This is a genomic window from Pseudomonas sp. W2I6, assembly GCF_030815935.1.
GTDB lineage: Bacteria > Pseudomonadota > Gammaproteobacteria > Pseudomonadales > Pseudomonadaceae > Aquipseudomonas.
The window spans coordinates 3959493-3974127 of sequence record NZ_JAUSXJ010000001.1 but is presented as its reverse complement, the minus strand read 5'-3'; the positions used below and the strand labels follow the sequence as shown (position 1 = coordinate 3974127).

Here is a 14635-nt window from a genome sequence, read left to right as displayed (position 1 = left end):
GATGGCTGCACAAATTTAGGCGGTGGCCACTGACGGTAAATTTCCCCCTGCCGGGAACGTTCTAGCTTGGATAAAGCCTGCTTGATGGCTGACACAGGTAAAGCAATGACGATTTCTCGACGAGGGTTCATCGCAGGCTTGGCGCTGACCGGCGCCGTGGTGCCCGCGGCCTATTACACCCATCGTGAGTTGACGCGTGAAGAAGAGTTTCCGATCACGCCGGGGGAGGCCACGGTCGACCTTGCGGACACCGCTGGCCAGCAGTTGGCGAACAGCCTGAGGGGTGTCTGGAGCCTGCGGTTCAAGGGGCGGGATGCCGGGCTTGCGGGCTTGCCGCTCAGCGGGCTGGAGCTGCTGCTCGACGTCGCTCCACGTGGTCGTGGCCTGCGGGGCTATCTGGACACCGCCGAACAACTGCGCTCGGACGAAGAACCACGCTACCGGGTGATCGGTGACCTGGCGCCTGGCAATGGCGCTCGACTGTACGTGCGGTTGATCGACCGTGATGCGCCGGACGCCGCGCCGACCCATGAACTCATCATGATCCTTGATGAAGTGTGGGGCGAGTTCGGGAATGCCGGTGGTGGAACCCTCAGCGGGCAAATCCTGCGCCTGGATCGGCCATTGGCGTTGCTTGAGCTGGACAACCATTTTGTCGCCACCAAGCAGCTGTTTCCCGAGGCCCGGGAGCGTATCGGCCTGCATCCGACGTTGCTGGCCTGGTTGATTGCTCCCGAACATCGCCTGTTTCACCAGCTCTGGCACGCCTCCCGTGATCAGTGGCACAAACTCTCCGAAGAGAAGCGCAACGCCCTGCGCGGGATTGGCTGGCAACCCGGGCCACGGGACAAGGAGCGCGACGCCCGCGGCCCGCACAAGGACCGCAATGGCTCGGGTATCGATTTCTTTTTCATGCACCGGCACATGCTGGGCACTGCACGGTCCATGCAGGACTTGCCTTCATGGCCGTACTTTCCCCAGCCGCAGCCTGCACTTGAGCGTGACCGGCAGGGGTTTATCCGGTACTTCGACAACCAGGACGGCTTCGCACTGCCGCCGACCTGGATGGCCAGTGACGATGCCGAATACACCCAGTGGGTCAGCGATATCAAGGCGGCCGAGACCTACCACAGCAACTTCGAAGTCTGGGAGTCGCAGTACCGCGACCCGCGCTACCTGGCCAAGTTGACGCTGGGGCAGTTCGGTTCAGAAGTCGAGCTTGGCCTGCATGACTGGTTGCACATGCGCTGGGCGTCGGTGCCGCGGGACCCGTCCAACGGTGCGCCCGTACCGTTTGCCCGTGACCCTGCGGACTTCGCTGCGCGCTGGTACACGGCGCAGAACGACTTTCTCGGTGATCCGTTTTCATCCCATGTGAACCCGGTGTTCTGGCACTTTCATGGGTGGATTGATGATCGGGTCGAGGATTGGTTTCGGGCCCATGAGCGTTTTCATCCGGGTGAAGTGAGCCGGCTGGAGGTCAACGGCGTGCCGTGGTTTGCGCCGGGGCGTTGGGTGGAGGTGGATGACCCATGGTTGGGGCCGGACACCCACGGTTGCAGTACTGTGCCGGGTTTGCAGATGGGCAAGTCGATGGAGATGGACCCGGAAACCATGAAGCTGGCGCTGCGGATTACCTTCGGGGCGGATGAGGACAAGCTGGCCGAGCTGTTTCGCAAGGTGCCGAAGCGTCCCTGGTATGCGCGGCATTTGAAGGTCAAGGAGCGGGTGCTCTAAAGGGCGCCGCTCAACGGTGGGAGCCGGGCAAGCCCGGCTTTCATTCAGTTGATCGTGCTTGCTGGCACCTGCCAGCCGCCCCCCAGCGCCTTATACAGCGCAATGCTTGCGTTCAGCCGTGATCGGCGCAATTGCACATTCAAATCCTGCGCCGCATATAACGTGCGCTGCGTCTCCAGCACCGTCAGCAAGTCCTCCGCCCCGGCTTCATAGCGGCTCTGGGCAATCTCAAAGGCAGTCTGCGCCTCCCTCAGTTCCTCGCTCTGCCACTGACGCTGCGCATCCAGCCCGCGAATGCTGCTCAGGGCTTTTTCCACATCGGCAAAGCCATTGATGATCGCTCCCCGGTACGTCTGCAGCAGCTCATCCTGGCGCGCCCGGGCCTTGTCCCGCTCGGCGCTCAGGCGGCCATTGTTGAAGATCGGTGCGACCAGGCCGGAAGTGAGGTTGTAGAACGGGCTGCGCACTACGTCGGCGAGCTTGTTGGCACCCGAGCCAAGGTCGGCACTGAGGGTGAGGGTGGGCAGCATGGCCGCCCGGGCCACGGTGACGTCTGCCTGGGCTGCTGCCAGCCGGGCCTCGGCACTGGCGATGTCGGGACGGCGGCTGAGCAGTTGGCTGGGAACACCGGCGGCGATGCCCGGCCAGTTCAATTGGGCGAAGGGTTGCGGGGCCAGGTGCAGGTCCTGCACCGGTGTGCCCAGCAGTGCCGCGAGGCTGATCAAGGCCTCGTCGGCCTGTTGCTGTGCCAGCGGCAGTTGGCGTTGTTGTGCGGCCACGAGGCTTTTTTGCTGGGCCAGTTCCAGGGCGGTGGCGGAGCCTGCATCGTGGCGAGTCTGCACCAGCTTCAACACGTTTTGGGCGTTGTCCAGGTTGAGTTGGGCGATGCGCAGTTGCTCACGCAATGACAGCCACTGGGTATAGCTGGTCGCAACACCGCTGAGCAGGGTCAGTTCCACGGTGGCCTGGTCGAACTCGCTGGCGCGCACCTCTTCCACGGCGCTGTCTCGGGCGGCGCGCTTGCCACCCCAGAAATCAATTTCGTAAGTGGCGCTCAGGCGCGCATCGAAGTAATCCACGGCCTTGTTGCTGCTGGTAGCGTCCAGCTGGCTGTAGCCCTTGCCCCGCAGCAGCTTCTGGCGGTTTGCATTGAACGCGCCGGTGAGTTCAGGCAGCAACGGTGCGCCGGCTATCACTGCGCTGGCCTGGGCCTGGCGCACCCGGGCCATGGCGCTGGCCAGGTCGTAACTGCCGCTGCGGGCCTGTTCGATCAGTTGGTTGAGCTGGGGGCTGTCGAAACTTGTCCACCATTGCTGGTTGGCCCGCAGCGCCGTTGCGTCGCTTGCGCTGTGCCAGGCGGGCGGTGTTTGCATGCCTGCGCCCGGACGCGGTGCGGGGCTGCTGCAGGCGGCCAGCAGCAGGCTGGCGGCGAGGAGGGTCAGGGACACTTTCATAGGGCGATCATTCACTGGTAAGGGCCTTGACCGGGTCAAGTCGAGCGGCTTTGCGGGCCGGCATGAAACCGAAGATAACGCCGGTGACCAGGGCGCAGAAGAAGGCCCCCACGGCGGCCGGAATCGAGAACGCGACGGCCACGTTGCTGAGGATGAGTACGCCACCCACCAGCAGGGCCAGGCCGATGCCGGTGACGCCGCCGACCACAGAGAGCATCACCGCCTCAGTGAGGAACTGGCGCAGGATGTCCCGCTGCCGCGCCCCGGTGGCCATGCGAATGCCGATTTCCCGGGTGCGTTCACGTACGGTCATCAGCATGATATTCATCACCCCGATACCTCCCACCAGCAGCGAAATCGCGGCAATCGAGCCGAGCATCAGTGACAAGGTATTCTGGGTGCGTGCCTCGGCCTGGATCATCGCGGCATTGTTGGTCAGTTCAAAGTCGTGCTTGCCGTTGTGCAGGCGCAGCAACAACTGATTGATAGCCTGTTCGGCGTCGTGCACGTTGCGCGCGTCGGCGGCGGCAATCACTACGTATTCGGGGTTATAGCTGCCGAACAAGCGCACGCTGGCGGCAGAGTAGGGGATGGCGATACGGTCGTCGCTGTCTTTGTCGCCGGAGCTGGCGCCTTTTTCGGCGAGCACACCGACCACCTGGAATGGAACGTTTTCGATCAGGATGTATTGCCCGATCGGGTCGGTCACATCCTTGAACAGCTTGTCGCGTACCCGTTTGCCGATCACTGCCACCGTGGCTCCGGCGCGCTCGTCGGCCTCGGTGAAGTAACTCCCCTCGACCACTGGCCAGTTGAAAATGGCCGGGAAATTGGTGTCATTGCCCCCGACATACGCCATATGGTCGACGTTGCCAAAGCGAACGCCGGCCTCTGCGCCGTTCACCGGCATGATGCGCTTGACCTGAGGCAGGGCCGCCAGGGCGGCCACGTCGTTGAGGGTGATCACGCCGGGTGGTGTGCGCGGGTTGGGCGCCGACCCGCTGACGTAGAGGATATTGGAGCCGAAAGCGCCCATCTGCGCCATCACCTGGCGCTTGCTGCCTTCGCCCACCGCCAGCATCACCACCACCGACGCCACGCCGATGATGATCCCCAGCAGCGTCAGCGCCGTGCGAAAACGGTTGATCCACATCACCCGCCACGCGGCTTGCACGGCATCCAGCAGCTCGGCTTTCCAGGCGCCGTTGTGCTCGGCGCCATCGGCCAGGCGCTGGCGCAGGTCCACGGCTTGCAACGCGCCGGAGATGGCCACGGGGGGCGTCTCGCTGGTCTCGGCAGAGTCGCTGATGATCAGCCCGTCGCGGATCTCGATGATGCGATTGGCCCGCGCCGCGACTTCGCGGTCGTGGGTGATCAGGATGACCACGTGGCCCTGGCTGGCCAGTTCGTCCAGCAGGGTCATGACCTCCGCGCCGCTGTGGCTGTCGAGGGCGCCGGTGGGTTCGTCGGCGAGGATGATATGCCCGCCGTTCATCAACGCCCGGGCAATCGACACCCGCTGTTGCTGGCCGCCGGAAAGCTGGTGCGGGCGGTTGCCGGTGCGCTCGGCCAGGCCCAGGCGCGTGAGCAGGGCCTTGGCGCGGGCATGGCGTTCGGCGGCGCTGATGCCGGCATAGATCGCCGGCATCTCGACGTTTTCCTGGGCCGAGCCGGATGGGATCAGGTGATAGCCCTGGAACACGAAACCGAAGGCCTCGCGGCGCAGCCAGGCGAGTTCGTCGCTGTCGAGCCGGGCGACGTTTTCCCCGGCGAACAGGTAGTCGCCCTCGGTGGGGCGGTCGAGGCAGCCGAGGATATTCATCAGCGTGGATTTGCCGGAGCCGGAGGCGCCGACAATCGCCACGAATTCCCCGGCATGGATCGCCAGGTCGATGCCGCGGAGCACATCAACCTGCGGCGTGTCGCCGCCGCCGTAGGATTTGCGGATGCCCTTGAGTTCGATCAGTGGGGTCGACATTCAACCTCCGCTGCCATCGGCCGGGCCGATCAGCAGGTGATCGCCTTCGTTCAGGCCTTCCAGCACCTGGACCCGCAGGCGGTCGCTGAGGCCCACGCGGATTTCGCGTTGCTCGATGCTGCCGTTTTTCGCCACCACGCGGGCGATCTGTTTGTCGCCGCCGAGGCTGCCTTGCAGGGCGGCGACCGGCGCGGTCAGGGTGTCCCTGGCCTGGCCGGCGACGAAGAATACCTGGGCGGTCATTTCCGCCATCAAGGCGTTATCGGTGTTGTCGACGTCCAGCAGCACCGTGTAAAGCACCACTCGCCCGGTGCCGCTTTTGCTGGCGCTGCTCGGGCTGCCACCGCCCTGGCTGGTTTCGTTGAGCGGCTTGGGCGGGATCGGCAAAATCTGCCGTACGGTGCTGGTCCAGCGCCGGCTGCCGCCGCTCAGGGTGGTGAAGTAGGCCGTCATGCCGGGTTTGACATGGCCGATGTCGGCTTCCGAGACTTCGGCCCATACGGTCATCGGCGAAAGCTTGGCGATCCGCAGGATCAGCGGGGTTTGCTGCTGGGCGTTGAGTGTCTGGCCTTCCCGGGCGTCCACCGCGACCACGGTGCCGCTCATTGGCGCATAAATGCGCGTGTAGCCCAACTCTGCCTCGTCACTGCGCAGGCTGGCCCTGGCCTGGCGAATCTGCGCCAGGAACATGTCGACCCGCGCCTGGGTGGCGCTCAGTTCGGCCCTGGCAGTTTGCACGTCTTCCTCGCGGGTGGCGTTGCCGGCGACCAGGCGTTGCTGGCGCTGGTACTTCTGGCGGGCCAGTTCGTGCTGGGCCCGTTGCTCCTGCAACTGGGCCTGCAGGTTCTCGATGGCGTAGCGGCTGGCATCGAGCTTGGCTTTTTGCGTGGAGGGGTCGATCTCTACCAGCAATTGGCCTTCCTTGACCTGGGCACCGGCCTCGACGTGAATCTTCTGGATCTGTCCGGACGCTTGGGCGCCCACGTCGACGTAGCGCCGGGGTTGCAGGGTACCCAGGGCCGTGACGCTGCTTTCGATATCGCCCCGGGTCACGGTGACGGTCGCCAGCTTGTCCCGGCCCGACGGCAGGACCTGCCAGGCTGCTAAAGCGATGATGGGGATGAGGCACGCGACCACAAGCAGGGCGCGTCGGGCAGGTCGAGGACGTTTCATGCACAGTTCCAGCCAGGAAAGATCGGCCCGCAGGAGCGGGAAGCTGACAGGTAGACGAGGAAATTGCCCAGGGATTTAGGCCGTTACATATGCCGTTACAGGTGTGTCAGGCAAAATAATTGGCCGGCGTTGCAAGTCTTGTTTAAAACTAGATGAGAATTACTATAAATTACACGCACCTCAAACTGCCATCATCGAATCGGCCGTTATCTTCGTAATCAAAGGACCTAATGCCGCCTACAGGCGGTCGGGAGTCATGTTGGAAAACTACTATCGCGAGCTGGTGTGTTTCCTCAACGCCAAGCTGGGCAACCGTCAGGTGGCCGAAGATGTGGTGCATGACGCTTATGTGCGGGTGCTGGGGCGTGCCAGTGAGGTCCCGATCGAGCAGCCCCGGGCGTTTCTCTATCGCACGGCGCTGAACCTGGTGATCGACGGTCATCGGCGCAACGCCCTGCGCCAGGATGAACCCCTGGAAGTACTCGACAGCGAGGAGCGTTTTTCGCTGTCTTCGCCCCATCACTGCCTGGACCACGGCCAGCGCCTGGAAATGCTTGAGCGCGCGCTGGCCGAGTTGCCGCCGCTCTGCCGTGACAGCTTCCTGCTGCGCAAGCTCGACGGCCTGTCCCACCTGCAAATCGCCGAGCGCCTGGGTATTTCCCGCGCGCTGGTGGAAAAACACATCGTCAATGCCATGAAGCATTGCCGGGCGCGCATGCGTGAGTGGGATGCGCACTGATTCCAGCGTTAGCTAAATTTTATTTCATTGTCCTCGTCTCCTATCAACACACGACCTGTTGCTGTGCCTTCAGGTCTCTGAGGCTTTCCCGCCCCACTGCCACGGGGCTTATCCAGAGGACACTGGAATGACACAGGCAATTGCATCGCCCGCCGTTCACGACCTGATCGGTATCGGGTTCGGCCCTTCGAACCTGGCGCTGGCCATCGCCCTGCAGGAACGCGAGAAAGCCCAGGGCAAACTGGACGTGCTGTTCCTCGACAAACAGGCCGACTACCGCTGGCACGGCAACACCCTGGTCACCCAGAGTGAGTTGCAGATTTCCTTCCTCAAGGACCTGGTGACCCTGCGCAATCCCACCAGCCCTTATTCCTTCGTCAATTACTTGAAAGCCCACGGGCGCCTGGTGGATTTCATCAACCTGGGTACCTTCTATCCGTGCCGCATGGAGTACAACGACTACCTGCGCTGGGTTTCCGGGCAGTTCCAGGCGCAAAGCCGCTACGGCGAGGAAGTGCTGGCCATCGAGCCGATCCTGCATCAGCAGCAGGTAGAGGCGCTGCGGGTGATTTCCCGGGACGCCCAGGGTGAACAGCACGTGCGCACCACCCGCTCGGTGGTGGTCAGCGCCGGTGGTACGCCGCGTATTCCGGCGTCGTTCAAGGCGCTCAAGGATGACGGTCGGGTGTTCCATCACTCCCAGTACCTGGAACGCATGGCCCAGCAACCGTGTGTCGACGGCAAGCCGATGCGCATCGCGATCATCGGTGGTGGCCAGAGCGCAGCCGAGGCGTTTATCGACCTCAACGACAGCTTCCCGTCGGTGCAGGTCGACATGATCCTGCGCGGCTCGGCCCTCAAGCCTGCGGATGACAGCCCGTTCGTCAACGAAGTGTTCTCGCCGGAGTTCACCGACCTGGTGTTCCAGCAGAACGGCAGCGAGCGCGAGCGCCTGGTCAACGAATACCACAACACCAACTATTCGGTGGTGGACCTGGACCTGATCGAGCGCATCTACGGGATCTTCTACCGCCAGAAAGTCTCCGGCATTGCCCGTCACGCGTTCCGTACCCTGACCACCGTGGAAAAAGCCACGGCCGGGCCGCTGGGTGTGGAGTTGGCGCTGCGCAACAACGCCACCGGCGAAACCAGCCTCAACCATTACGATGCCGTCGTACTGGCCACCGGTTACGAGCGCCAGATGCATCGTCAGTTGCTCGCACCGTTGGCCGACTATATGGGCGACTTTGAAGTCAGCCGCGACTACCGCATCGTCACCGACGAGCGCTGCAAGGCCGGCATCTACATGCAGGGCTTCAGCCAGGCCAGCCATGGCCTGAGCGATACCTTGCTGTCGATCCTGCCGATCCGTGCCGACGAGATTGCTGCATCGCTGTACGAGTACGACCGCAGCCGCGGCAAGAGCCGTTCGGTGCAGGACGTGTTGCTGGCCACCGCCAGCTGACAGGCTGCACTTGAACCGCGGGGGCGGCTGCTGATACTGTACAAAAAACCAGTATCGGTAGAAGCCCCATGCAGTTGATCGAAAAACTCAGCATCCTCGCCGACGCCGCCAAGTACGACGCGTCCTGCGCCAGCAGCGGCGCACCCAAGCGCAGCTCGGAAGGCAAGGCGGGGCTGGGTTCCACCGATGGCATGGGCATCTGCCACAGCTACACGCCCGACGGTCGCTGCGTGTCGTTGCTCAAGGTGCTGCTGACCAACTTCTGCCTCTACGACTGTCAATACTGCGTCAACCGCCGCTCCAGCGACGTGCCCCGTGCACGCTTCAGCCCGGAAGAGGTGGTGACCCTGACCCTCGACTTTTACCGGCGCAACTGCGTCAGCGGGCTGTTTCTCAGCTCCGGCATCATCCGTTCGGCCGACTACACCATGGAGCAGCTGGTGCGGGTGGCCAAACTCCTGCGCGAAGAGCATGACTTTCGCGGCTATATCCACCTCAAGACCATTCCCGAAGCCGACCCGGCGCTGATTGCCGAGGCGGGGCGGTATGCCGATCGCCTCAGCGTGAATATCGAGTTGCCAACGGACAAGAGCCTGCAAACCCTGGCGCCCGAGAAGCAGATCGTCTCGATCAAGCAGGCCATGCAAACCATCTATACCGGTGAGCAGACGGTGCTCAACGAACCCCGCGCGCCGCGTTTCGCGCCGGCCGGGCAGAGCACGCAGATGATCGTCGGCGCCGATGACACCGACGACAGCACCATCCTCCACAGCGCCGAGGCGTTGTACGGCAATTTCAAACTGCGCCGGGTGTATTACTCGGCGTTCAGCCCGATCCCCAACAGCCCGAAAAGCGTGCCCCTGGCCGCGCCGCCGCTGATGCGCGAGCACCGCTTGTACCAGGCGGATTTCCTGTTGCGCAGCTACGGGTTCAGCGCCAATGAACTGTTTGAAGGGCCGGGCGACCTGGCCCTGGATATCGACCCCAAGCTGGCCTGGGCGCTGGAGCACCGCGAGGTGTTCCCGCTGGACTTGAACCGGGCCGAGCCGACGCTTATTGCGCGCATTCCCGGAATTGGCCTGCGCACCACCCAGCGGCTGGTGGACCTGCGTCGCCAGCGCAAGATCCGCTTCGAAGACCTGGCGCGCATGCGGTGTGTGCTGACCAAGGCCAAGCCGTTTTTCATCACCAGCGACTACCACCCGCAGCAAGCGGAAAGCACCAGCGTGCTGCTGCGCGAACAACTGCGCGACCGCCCGCAGCCGCAGCAAATGGGGCTGTGGGGATGATCAGCCTGGAATGCGACAACCTGTTCAGCACCTGGCGCGAGCAGGCGCGCTGGTTGCTCAGCCATCAGATCGACCCCAGCCACGTGAGTTGGGGCGTGGCCGAGGTGGCGGACCTGTTTGCCACCGACGAGCAGTACCCGGCCGAGTGCGGGCCGTTCCAGGCGCGGATTCCCAAGGCGCTGCTGGAGCTGCTGGAGTCTGCCGCGTGTTATCACGGTGAACAGCGCTGGAGCCTGCTGTATGAGGTGCTGTGGCGCGTCAGCCATGGGGACCGCACGGCGATGATGTCGGGGGACAAGCTGGGCAGCGAATTGCAGCGGCGGATCAAGCAGGTGCAGCGCGAGGCCCATCACCTGCATGCGTTTGTGCGGTTTATCGCATTGCCGGCAGAGGCGGGGCCGCAGTTGCCGGAGTACGTGGCGTGGCATGAGCCGGCCCACGATATCTTGAAGGTGGCCAGCCAGCATTTTGTCGGGCGCATGGGGCGTCATCGCTGGATGATCGCCACGCCCCTGGATGGGGTTTATTACGACGGGGAGCAGTTGATTCACCAGCGGCAATGCCCGGTGGAATGGCAGGCGTTGGCGCAGAATGTCGAGGATCCCCACAGTGCGATGTGGTTGACGTACTACAGCCATATCTTTAACCCGGCGCGGTTGAATCCGAAGGTGATGGAAGGGCATTTGCCGAGCCGGTTCTGGAAGAATCTGCCGGAGGGCAAGTTGATTCCGGGGCTGATCAGCGAGGCGCGTACGGGCAAGCAGCGGGATGGGCAGGCGAAGATGATTGGGGCGCGTCCAGGCAAGCGAATTTCAAGCGGGCACGGTTAAATGTGGGAGCGGGCTTGCTCGCGAATGCGGTGTGTCAGCAGCACATCCAGCGACTGATACACCGCATTCGCGAGCAAGCCCGCTCCCACATTTGATCTCTATTGCCTGTAGGGGCGGATTCAGGCCAGTTCGGTGGCGGTGTTTTTTACGACCGCCAGCTCGGGATGCGCCACCAATTTATCGATGTGCAATTCATCATTGTTCAGCCAGGTTTCCGTCAGCACGCGGTAGTGCTCCATGTCCCGGCAGCGCATGCGCAGGCTGTAGTCGAACGGCCCGCTGATCAACTGGCACTCGAACACTTGCGGGCAGGCTTTGACACATGCCTCGAACGCCTTCTGCGCCGAGCGCCCGCTCTGGTTGGAGAGGGCCACCAGCACCAGCAGTGACAGCCCCGGCGAGACCATCTGCACGTCGATGATCGCCCCATAACCCCGGATGACCCCGCGTCGTTCCAGCTTGCGTACCCGTTCCAGGCACGGCCTGGGCGTCAGGTGCACCAGCGACGAGAGTTTTTCGTAGGTGATGCGTCCCTGGTGCCGTAACACGTCGATGATGGCTTCATCGATGCGGTCCAGCACAGGTGAGGCGTTCGGTCCGGTGGCCTTGGTATCCATGGTGTGTGGTGTTCACTTCAATCGGTTGGAAAGAAATTGCTGCAAGCGTTCGCTGTTCGGCTGGTCGAGGATATCCGCTGCGCCTTGTTCCTCGACGCGGCCCTGATGCAGGAACAGCACTTGGCTGGACACCTGGCGGGCAAAGCCCATTTCGTGGGTGACCATGAGCATGGTACGACCTTCCTCCGCCAACGTCTGTATGACTTTGAGCACTTCTCCTACAAGTTCAGGGTCGAGGGCCGAAGTGGGTTCGTCGAACAGAATGATCTCCGGTTCCATCGCCAGGGCCCGGGCGATGGCCACGCGCTGTTGCTGGCCGCCGGAGAGGAATGCCGGGTATTGGTCCGCCACCCGGCCCGGCAGGCCAACCTTGTCGAGGTACAGGCGTGCGCGTTTTTCCGCCTCGGCGGCGCTCACCCCCAGCACCCGGCGCGGCGCCATGGTGATGTTTTCCAGCACGGTCATGTGGCTCCACAGGTTGAAGTGCTGGAACACCATGGCCAGGCGGGTGCGCAGGTTCTGCAATTGCGCCTGGTGCGGCGCGCGCGTGCCGGCGCGGCCTTGCTGCATTTCGATGCTGATGCCATCGAGGGTGATAACCCCGGCGTCCGGCTGTTCGAGGAAGTTGATGCATCGCAGCATCGTGCTCTTGCCGGAGCCGCTGGCGCCGATCAGGCTGATCACGTCGCCGTTGCGCGCGTTCAGTGAAACGCCCTTGAGCACCTCATGCTCGCCATAGCGTTTGTGCAGGCCTTCGACCTGGAGTTTGACGTTGGCGTTTTCGGCCACGGCGACCGGCTGGGTAGCGGGGCGTACATCGGTGGGATAAGCGGCCAGGGCCTGCGCGGACTGATTCATGGGTTAGCCTCGGGTAGGAACAAGAAAACGCATCCAGCGACGTTCGGCCAGTCGAAACAGGCCCACCAGTGCAAAGGACAGCAGCATGTACAACAGGGCAGCGATGCCGAAGGCCTGGAACGTCAGGAACGTCTCGGCGTTGGCGTCGCGGGCCACCTTGAGGATGTCGGCAATGGTGGCGGTGAACGCCAGGGACGTGGCGTGCAGCATCAGGATCATTTCATTGCTGTAGGCCGGCAGTGCGCGACGCAGTGCGGCGGGCACTACCACAAACAGGTTCAGGCGCCAGCCATGCAGGCCGTAGGCCTTGGCGGCTTCGATCTCGCCGTGGGGGATGTTGCGAATCGCCCCGGCAAAGATTTCCACGGTGTAGGCGCACGTGTTCAGTACAAACGCCAGCAGCGTGCAGTTCAGTGCATTGCGAAAAAACTGGTTGAGCAGGGCGTTGTCCTGCACCACGTCCAGGCCGTAGAGGCCGGTGTAGCAAATCAGCAACTGGATATACAGCGGTGTGCCGCGAAACAGGTAGGTGTAGACCTCCACTGGCCAGCGAATCCAGAAGTGTTCCGACACCCGCGCGATCGCCAGCGGGATCGACAGGATGAAGCCCAGCACCACCGAGATAATGAACAGCCACAGGGTCATCGCCACCCCGGAAAAGCCGTTACCGTCGGTGAACAGGTAGGCCAGGCCGTATTGCTGGATCAGTTCGATCATCGCGCCATCCCCTTGATGCCCACGTTGTAGCGCCGTTCCAGGCGTTTGAAGATGCGGTTGGAGAGGGTGGTGATCACCAGGTACACCAGGCCCGCGAGGATCAGGAAATACAGCGGGTCATTGGTGGTCTTGCCGGCGTTTTGTGCGGCCTTGACCAGGTCTGACAGGCCGATGATCGACACCAGCGCGGTGGACTTGAGCAACACCAGCCAGTTGTTGCCCAGGCCCGGCAGGGCAAAGCGCATCAGTTGCGGGAACAGCACCAGGCGAAAGCGCTGCCAGCGGCTCAGGCCGTAGGCGGTGGCGGCTTCGAGTTGGCCGGCGGGCACGCTGAGAATCGCCCCGCGAAAGTTTTCGGTGAAATACGCACCGTAGATAAAACCGAGGGTGATGACACCGGCGGTGAACGGGTCGATTTCGAAGTAGGCCCAGCCGAGCATTTCACTCAGGTCGTTCAGCCACAGTTGCAGGCTGTAGAAAATCAGCAGGATCAGCACCAGGTCCGGCACGCTGCGAATCAGCGTGGTGTAGAGCGTGGCCGGAACCCGCAGCAGCTTGACGCTGGAGAGCTTGGCGGCGGCGGCGATCAGTCCCAGGGACAGGCTCAGCAGCAGCGCCAGGAACGCCAGCTTGACCGTCATCCAGGCACCCTGGGCCAGCAGCGGGCCGAAGCCTTGCAGGTTGAGGAGTTCATTCATGGGAAGTATCTCGATGGCGCGAGTTTTACGGTGGGAGCGAGCTTGTGTGGGAGCGGGCTTGCTCGCGAAGACAGAGTTTCAGTCAATACATGTGTGACTGACCCACCGCTTTCGCGAGCAAGCCCGCTCCCACACAAGCTCGCTCCCACAGGAGGCGTTACTCGTTGTAGATATCCTGATCGCCGAAGTATTTCTTCTGGATCTGTGTGTAGGTGCCATCGGCCTGGACGGCGGCGATGCCTTTGTTGATCAGCTCCACCAGGTCCTTGTCGTTCTTGCGCAGGCCCATGGCGATGTCGAGCGGCAGGGTCGGGTCCTTGAAGGCCGGGCCGGTCTTGAAGTCGGCACCTTCAGGCTTGGACAGGAAGTTGAGCTGGGCTTCGAGCTTGTCGGTCAGGGTGGCGTCGAGGCGACCGTTTTGCAGGTCGGCGTAGTTCTGTTCCTGGGACTGGTACGCCTTGATCTGCGCGCCAAGTTTTGCCAGGTGCGCACGGGCGTAGGCTTCCTGCAGCGAGCCTTGCAGCACGCCGACCTGTTTGCCTTTCAGGGATTCGGGGGTGTCGCCGAAGTCGGCGCTTTTGCGGGTGATCACCGAGGTCGGGCTGAGGAACAGCCGGTCGCTGAAGTCGATGACTTTCTGGCGGGCCGGGGTCACGGCCATGGAGGACATGATGGCGTCGAACTTGCGGGCGCGCAGGGCCGGGATCATGCCGTCGAATTCGTTGTGGACCCACACGCATTTGACTTCCAGCTTGGCGCAGATGGCGTTGCCCAGGTCGATGTCGAAACCTTGCAGGCTGCCGTCGGCGGCGACGGATTCAAACGGTGGGTATTCGGGGAAAACCCCAAAGCGGATTTCTTTCCATTCCTGAGCCTGGGCAGCGGTTGCGGTCAATGGCAGGAGCAGCGCAGCGAAAAGTGATCGGAGCGGAGTCATGTGTATTCCCTATATTTTGTAATTGATGTCAGGGCAGTAGAAAAGTTGAAAGCTAAGGCGAGCTGGCTTTTGTGGCGAGGGAGCTTGCTCCCGCTGGGCTGCGCAGCGGCCCCAAAATCCCGGGAGCGCTACGCACTCCAGCG

At 62.9% G+C, this 14635-nt stretch carries 13 protein-coding genes; 5 read left to right on the top strand and 8 right to left on the bottom strand.

Translation table 11 applies throughout. The features are described from left to right. Nucleotides 1-105 precede the first annotated feature (105 nt). Nucleotides 106-1737, top strand: coding sequence for a PvdJ/PvdD/PvdP-like protein (locus QF039_RS18375; protein WP_307519925.1), 1632 nt, complete (start codon nucleotides 106-108; stop codon nucleotides 1735-1737). A 44-nt stretch (nucleotides 1738-1781) separates the two neighbouring features. Here QF039_RS18375 and QF039_RS18370 read toward each other — a convergent pair whose 3' ends face one another. From QF039_RS18370 to QF039_RS18360, 3 genes are read right to left on the bottom strand one after another with little or no spacing between them, the layout of a single operon-like run. Further along, a complete protein-coding gene (locus tag QF039_RS18370; RefSeq protein ID WP_307519923.1) occupies nucleotides 1782-3191 on the bottom strand; it encodes an efflux transporter outer membrane subunit in 1410 nt (469 codons plus the stop codon). 7 nt (nucleotides 3192-3198) lie between these two features. Beyond that, a complete protein-coding gene (locus QF039_RS18365) occupies nucleotides 3199-5169 on the bottom strand; it encodes a MacB family efflux pump subunit (RefSeq protein ID WP_177041538.1) in 1971 nt (656 codons plus the stop codon). After that, a complete protein-coding gene (locus QF039_RS18360) occupies nucleotides 5170-6342 on the bottom strand; it encodes an efflux RND transporter periplasmic adaptor subunit (protein ID WP_307519919.1) in 1173 nt (390 codons plus the stop codon). 256 nt (nucleotides 6343-6598) lie between these two features. Between QF039_RS18360 and QF039_RS18355 the strand changes: the two genes are divergently transcribed. The 4 genes from QF039_RS18355 (at nucleotide 6599) to QF039_RS18340 (ending at nucleotide 10665) form a co-directional block, all read left to right on the top strand. Then, entirely contained in the window at nucleotides 6599-7081 is a 483-nt protein-coding gene (locus QF039_RS18355; RefSeq protein WP_102369561.1) for a sigma-70 family RNA polymerase sigma factor, read from the top strand. 127 nt (nucleotides 7082-7208) lie between these two features. Further along, nucleotides 7209-8546 carry a lysine N(6)-hydroxylase/L-ornithine N(5)-oxygenase family protein gene (locus QF039_RS18350; RefSeq protein ID WP_177041542.1) on the top strand — a complete coding sequence of 446 codons (1338 nt, stop codon included), beginning with the start codon at nucleotides 7209-7211 and terminating at the stop codon, nucleotides 8544-8546. Between the two features lie 68 nt (nucleotides 8547-8614). Then, nucleotides 8615-9835, top strand: coding sequence for a putative DNA modification/repair radical SAM protein (locus tag QF039_RS18345; RefSeq protein WP_003208568.1), 1221 nt, complete (start codon nucleotides 8615-8617; stop codon nucleotides 9833-9835). After that, nucleotides 9832-10665: a TIGR03915 family putative DNA repair protein gene (locus QF039_RS18340; protein ID WP_003208569.1), complete on the top strand. Its 834-nt coding sequence runs from the start codon at nucleotides 9832-9834 to the stop codon at nucleotides 10663-10665. The genes QF039_RS18345 and QF039_RS18340 overlap by 4 nt, the downstream gene beginning before the upstream one ends. 119 nt (nucleotides 10666-10784) lie before the next feature. Here QF039_RS18340 and QF039_RS18335 read toward each other — a convergent pair whose 3' ends face one another. The 5 genes from QF039_RS18335 to QF039_RS18315 all read right to left on the bottom strand — a co-directional run bounded on the left by QF039_RS18335 (nucleotide 10785) and on the right by QF039_RS18315 (nucleotide 14492). After that, nucleotides 10785-11282, bottom strand: a complete 498-nt coding sequence (locus tag QF039_RS18335) for an Lrp/AsnC family transcriptional regulator (protein WP_003208571.1) — start codon at nucleotides 11280-11282, stop codon at nucleotides 10785-10787. A gap of 12 nt (nucleotides 11283-11294) precedes the next feature. Next, complete coding sequence (locus QF039_RS18330) at nucleotides 11295-12140, bottom strand: ABC transporter ATP-binding protein (protein ID WP_256344069.1); 846 nt, start codon at nucleotides 12138-12140, stop codon at nucleotides 11295-11297. A 3-nt stretch (nucleotides 12141-12143) separates the two neighbouring features. Further along, nucleotides 12144-12857 carry an ABC transporter permease gene (locus tag QF039_RS18325; protein ID WP_003208574.1) on the bottom strand — a complete coding sequence of 238 codons (714 nt, stop codon included), beginning with the start codon at nucleotides 12855-12857 and terminating at the stop codon, nucleotides 12144-12146. Next, nucleotides 12854-13555, bottom strand: a complete 702-nt coding sequence (locus QF039_RS18320; protein WP_063028536.1) for an ABC transporter permease — start codon at nucleotides 13553-13555, stop codon at nucleotides 12854-12856. Before QF039_RS18320 ends, QF039_RS18325 begins: the two co-directional genes overlap by 4 nt. Nucleotides 13556-13712: 157 nt before the next feature. Next, nucleotides 13713-14492: an ABC transporter substrate-binding protein gene (locus tag QF039_RS18315; protein ID WP_307519908.1), complete on the bottom strand. Its 780-nt coding sequence runs from the start codon at nucleotides 14490-14492 to the stop codon at nucleotides 13713-13715. Between the last annotated feature and the right edge of the window lie 143 nt (nucleotides 14493-14635).

What these genes read in the sequence shown, in the direction of transcription:
- QF039_RS18375 (WP_307519925.1), top strand. Translation starts at nt 106, where the DNA reads ATGACGATTTCTCGACGAGGGTTCATCGCAGGCTTGGCGCTGACCGGC.
- QF039_RS18370 (WP_307519923.1), bottom strand. Translation starts at nt 3,191, where the DNA reads ATGAAAGTGTCCCTGACCCTCCTCGCCGCCAGCCTGCTGCTGGCCGCC.
- QF039_RS18365 (WP_177041538.1), bottom strand. Translation starts at nt 5,169, where the DNA reads ATGTCGACCCCACTGATCGAACTCAAGGGCATCCGCAAATCCTACGGC.
- QF039_RS18360 (WP_307519919.1), bottom strand. Translation starts at nt 6,342, where the DNA reads ATGAAACGTCCTCGACCTGCCCGACGCGCCCTGCTTGTGGTCGCGTGC.
- QF039_RS18355 (WP_102369561.1), top strand. Translation starts at nt 6,599, where the DNA reads ATGTTGGAAAACTACTATCGCGAGCTGGTGTGTTTCCTCAACGCCAAG.
- QF039_RS18350 (WP_177041542.1), top strand. Translation starts at nt 7,209, where the DNA reads ATGACACAGGCAATTGCATCGCCCGCCGTTCACGACCTGATCGGTATC.
- QF039_RS18345 (WP_003208568.1), top strand. Translation starts at nt 8,615, where the DNA reads ATGCAGTTGATCGAAAAACTCAGCATCCTCGCCGACGCCGCCAAGTAC.
- QF039_RS18340 (WP_003208569.1), top strand. Translation starts at nt 9,832, where the DNA reads ATGATCAGCCTGGAATGCGACAACCTGTTCAGCACCTGGCGCGAGCAG.
- QF039_RS18335 (WP_003208571.1), bottom strand. Translation starts at nt 11,282, where the DNA reads ATGGATACCAAGGCCACCGGACCGAACGCCTCACCTGTGCTGGACCGC.
- QF039_RS18330 (WP_256344069.1), bottom strand. Translation starts at nt 12,140, where the DNA reads ATGAATCAGTCCGCGCAGGCCCTGGCCGCTTATCCCACCGATGTACGC.
- QF039_RS18325 (WP_003208574.1), bottom strand. Translation starts at nt 12,857, where the DNA reads ATGATCGAACTGATCCAGCAATACGGCCTGGCCTACCTGTTCACCGAC.
- QF039_RS18320 (WP_063028536.1), bottom strand. Translation starts at nt 13,555, where the DNA reads ATGAATGAACTCCTCAACCTGCAAGGCTTCGGCCCGCTGCTGGCCCAG.
- QF039_RS18315 (WP_307519908.1), bottom strand. Translation starts at nt 14,492, where the DNA reads ATGACTCCGCTCCGATCACTTTTCGCTGCGCTGCTCCTGCCATTGACC.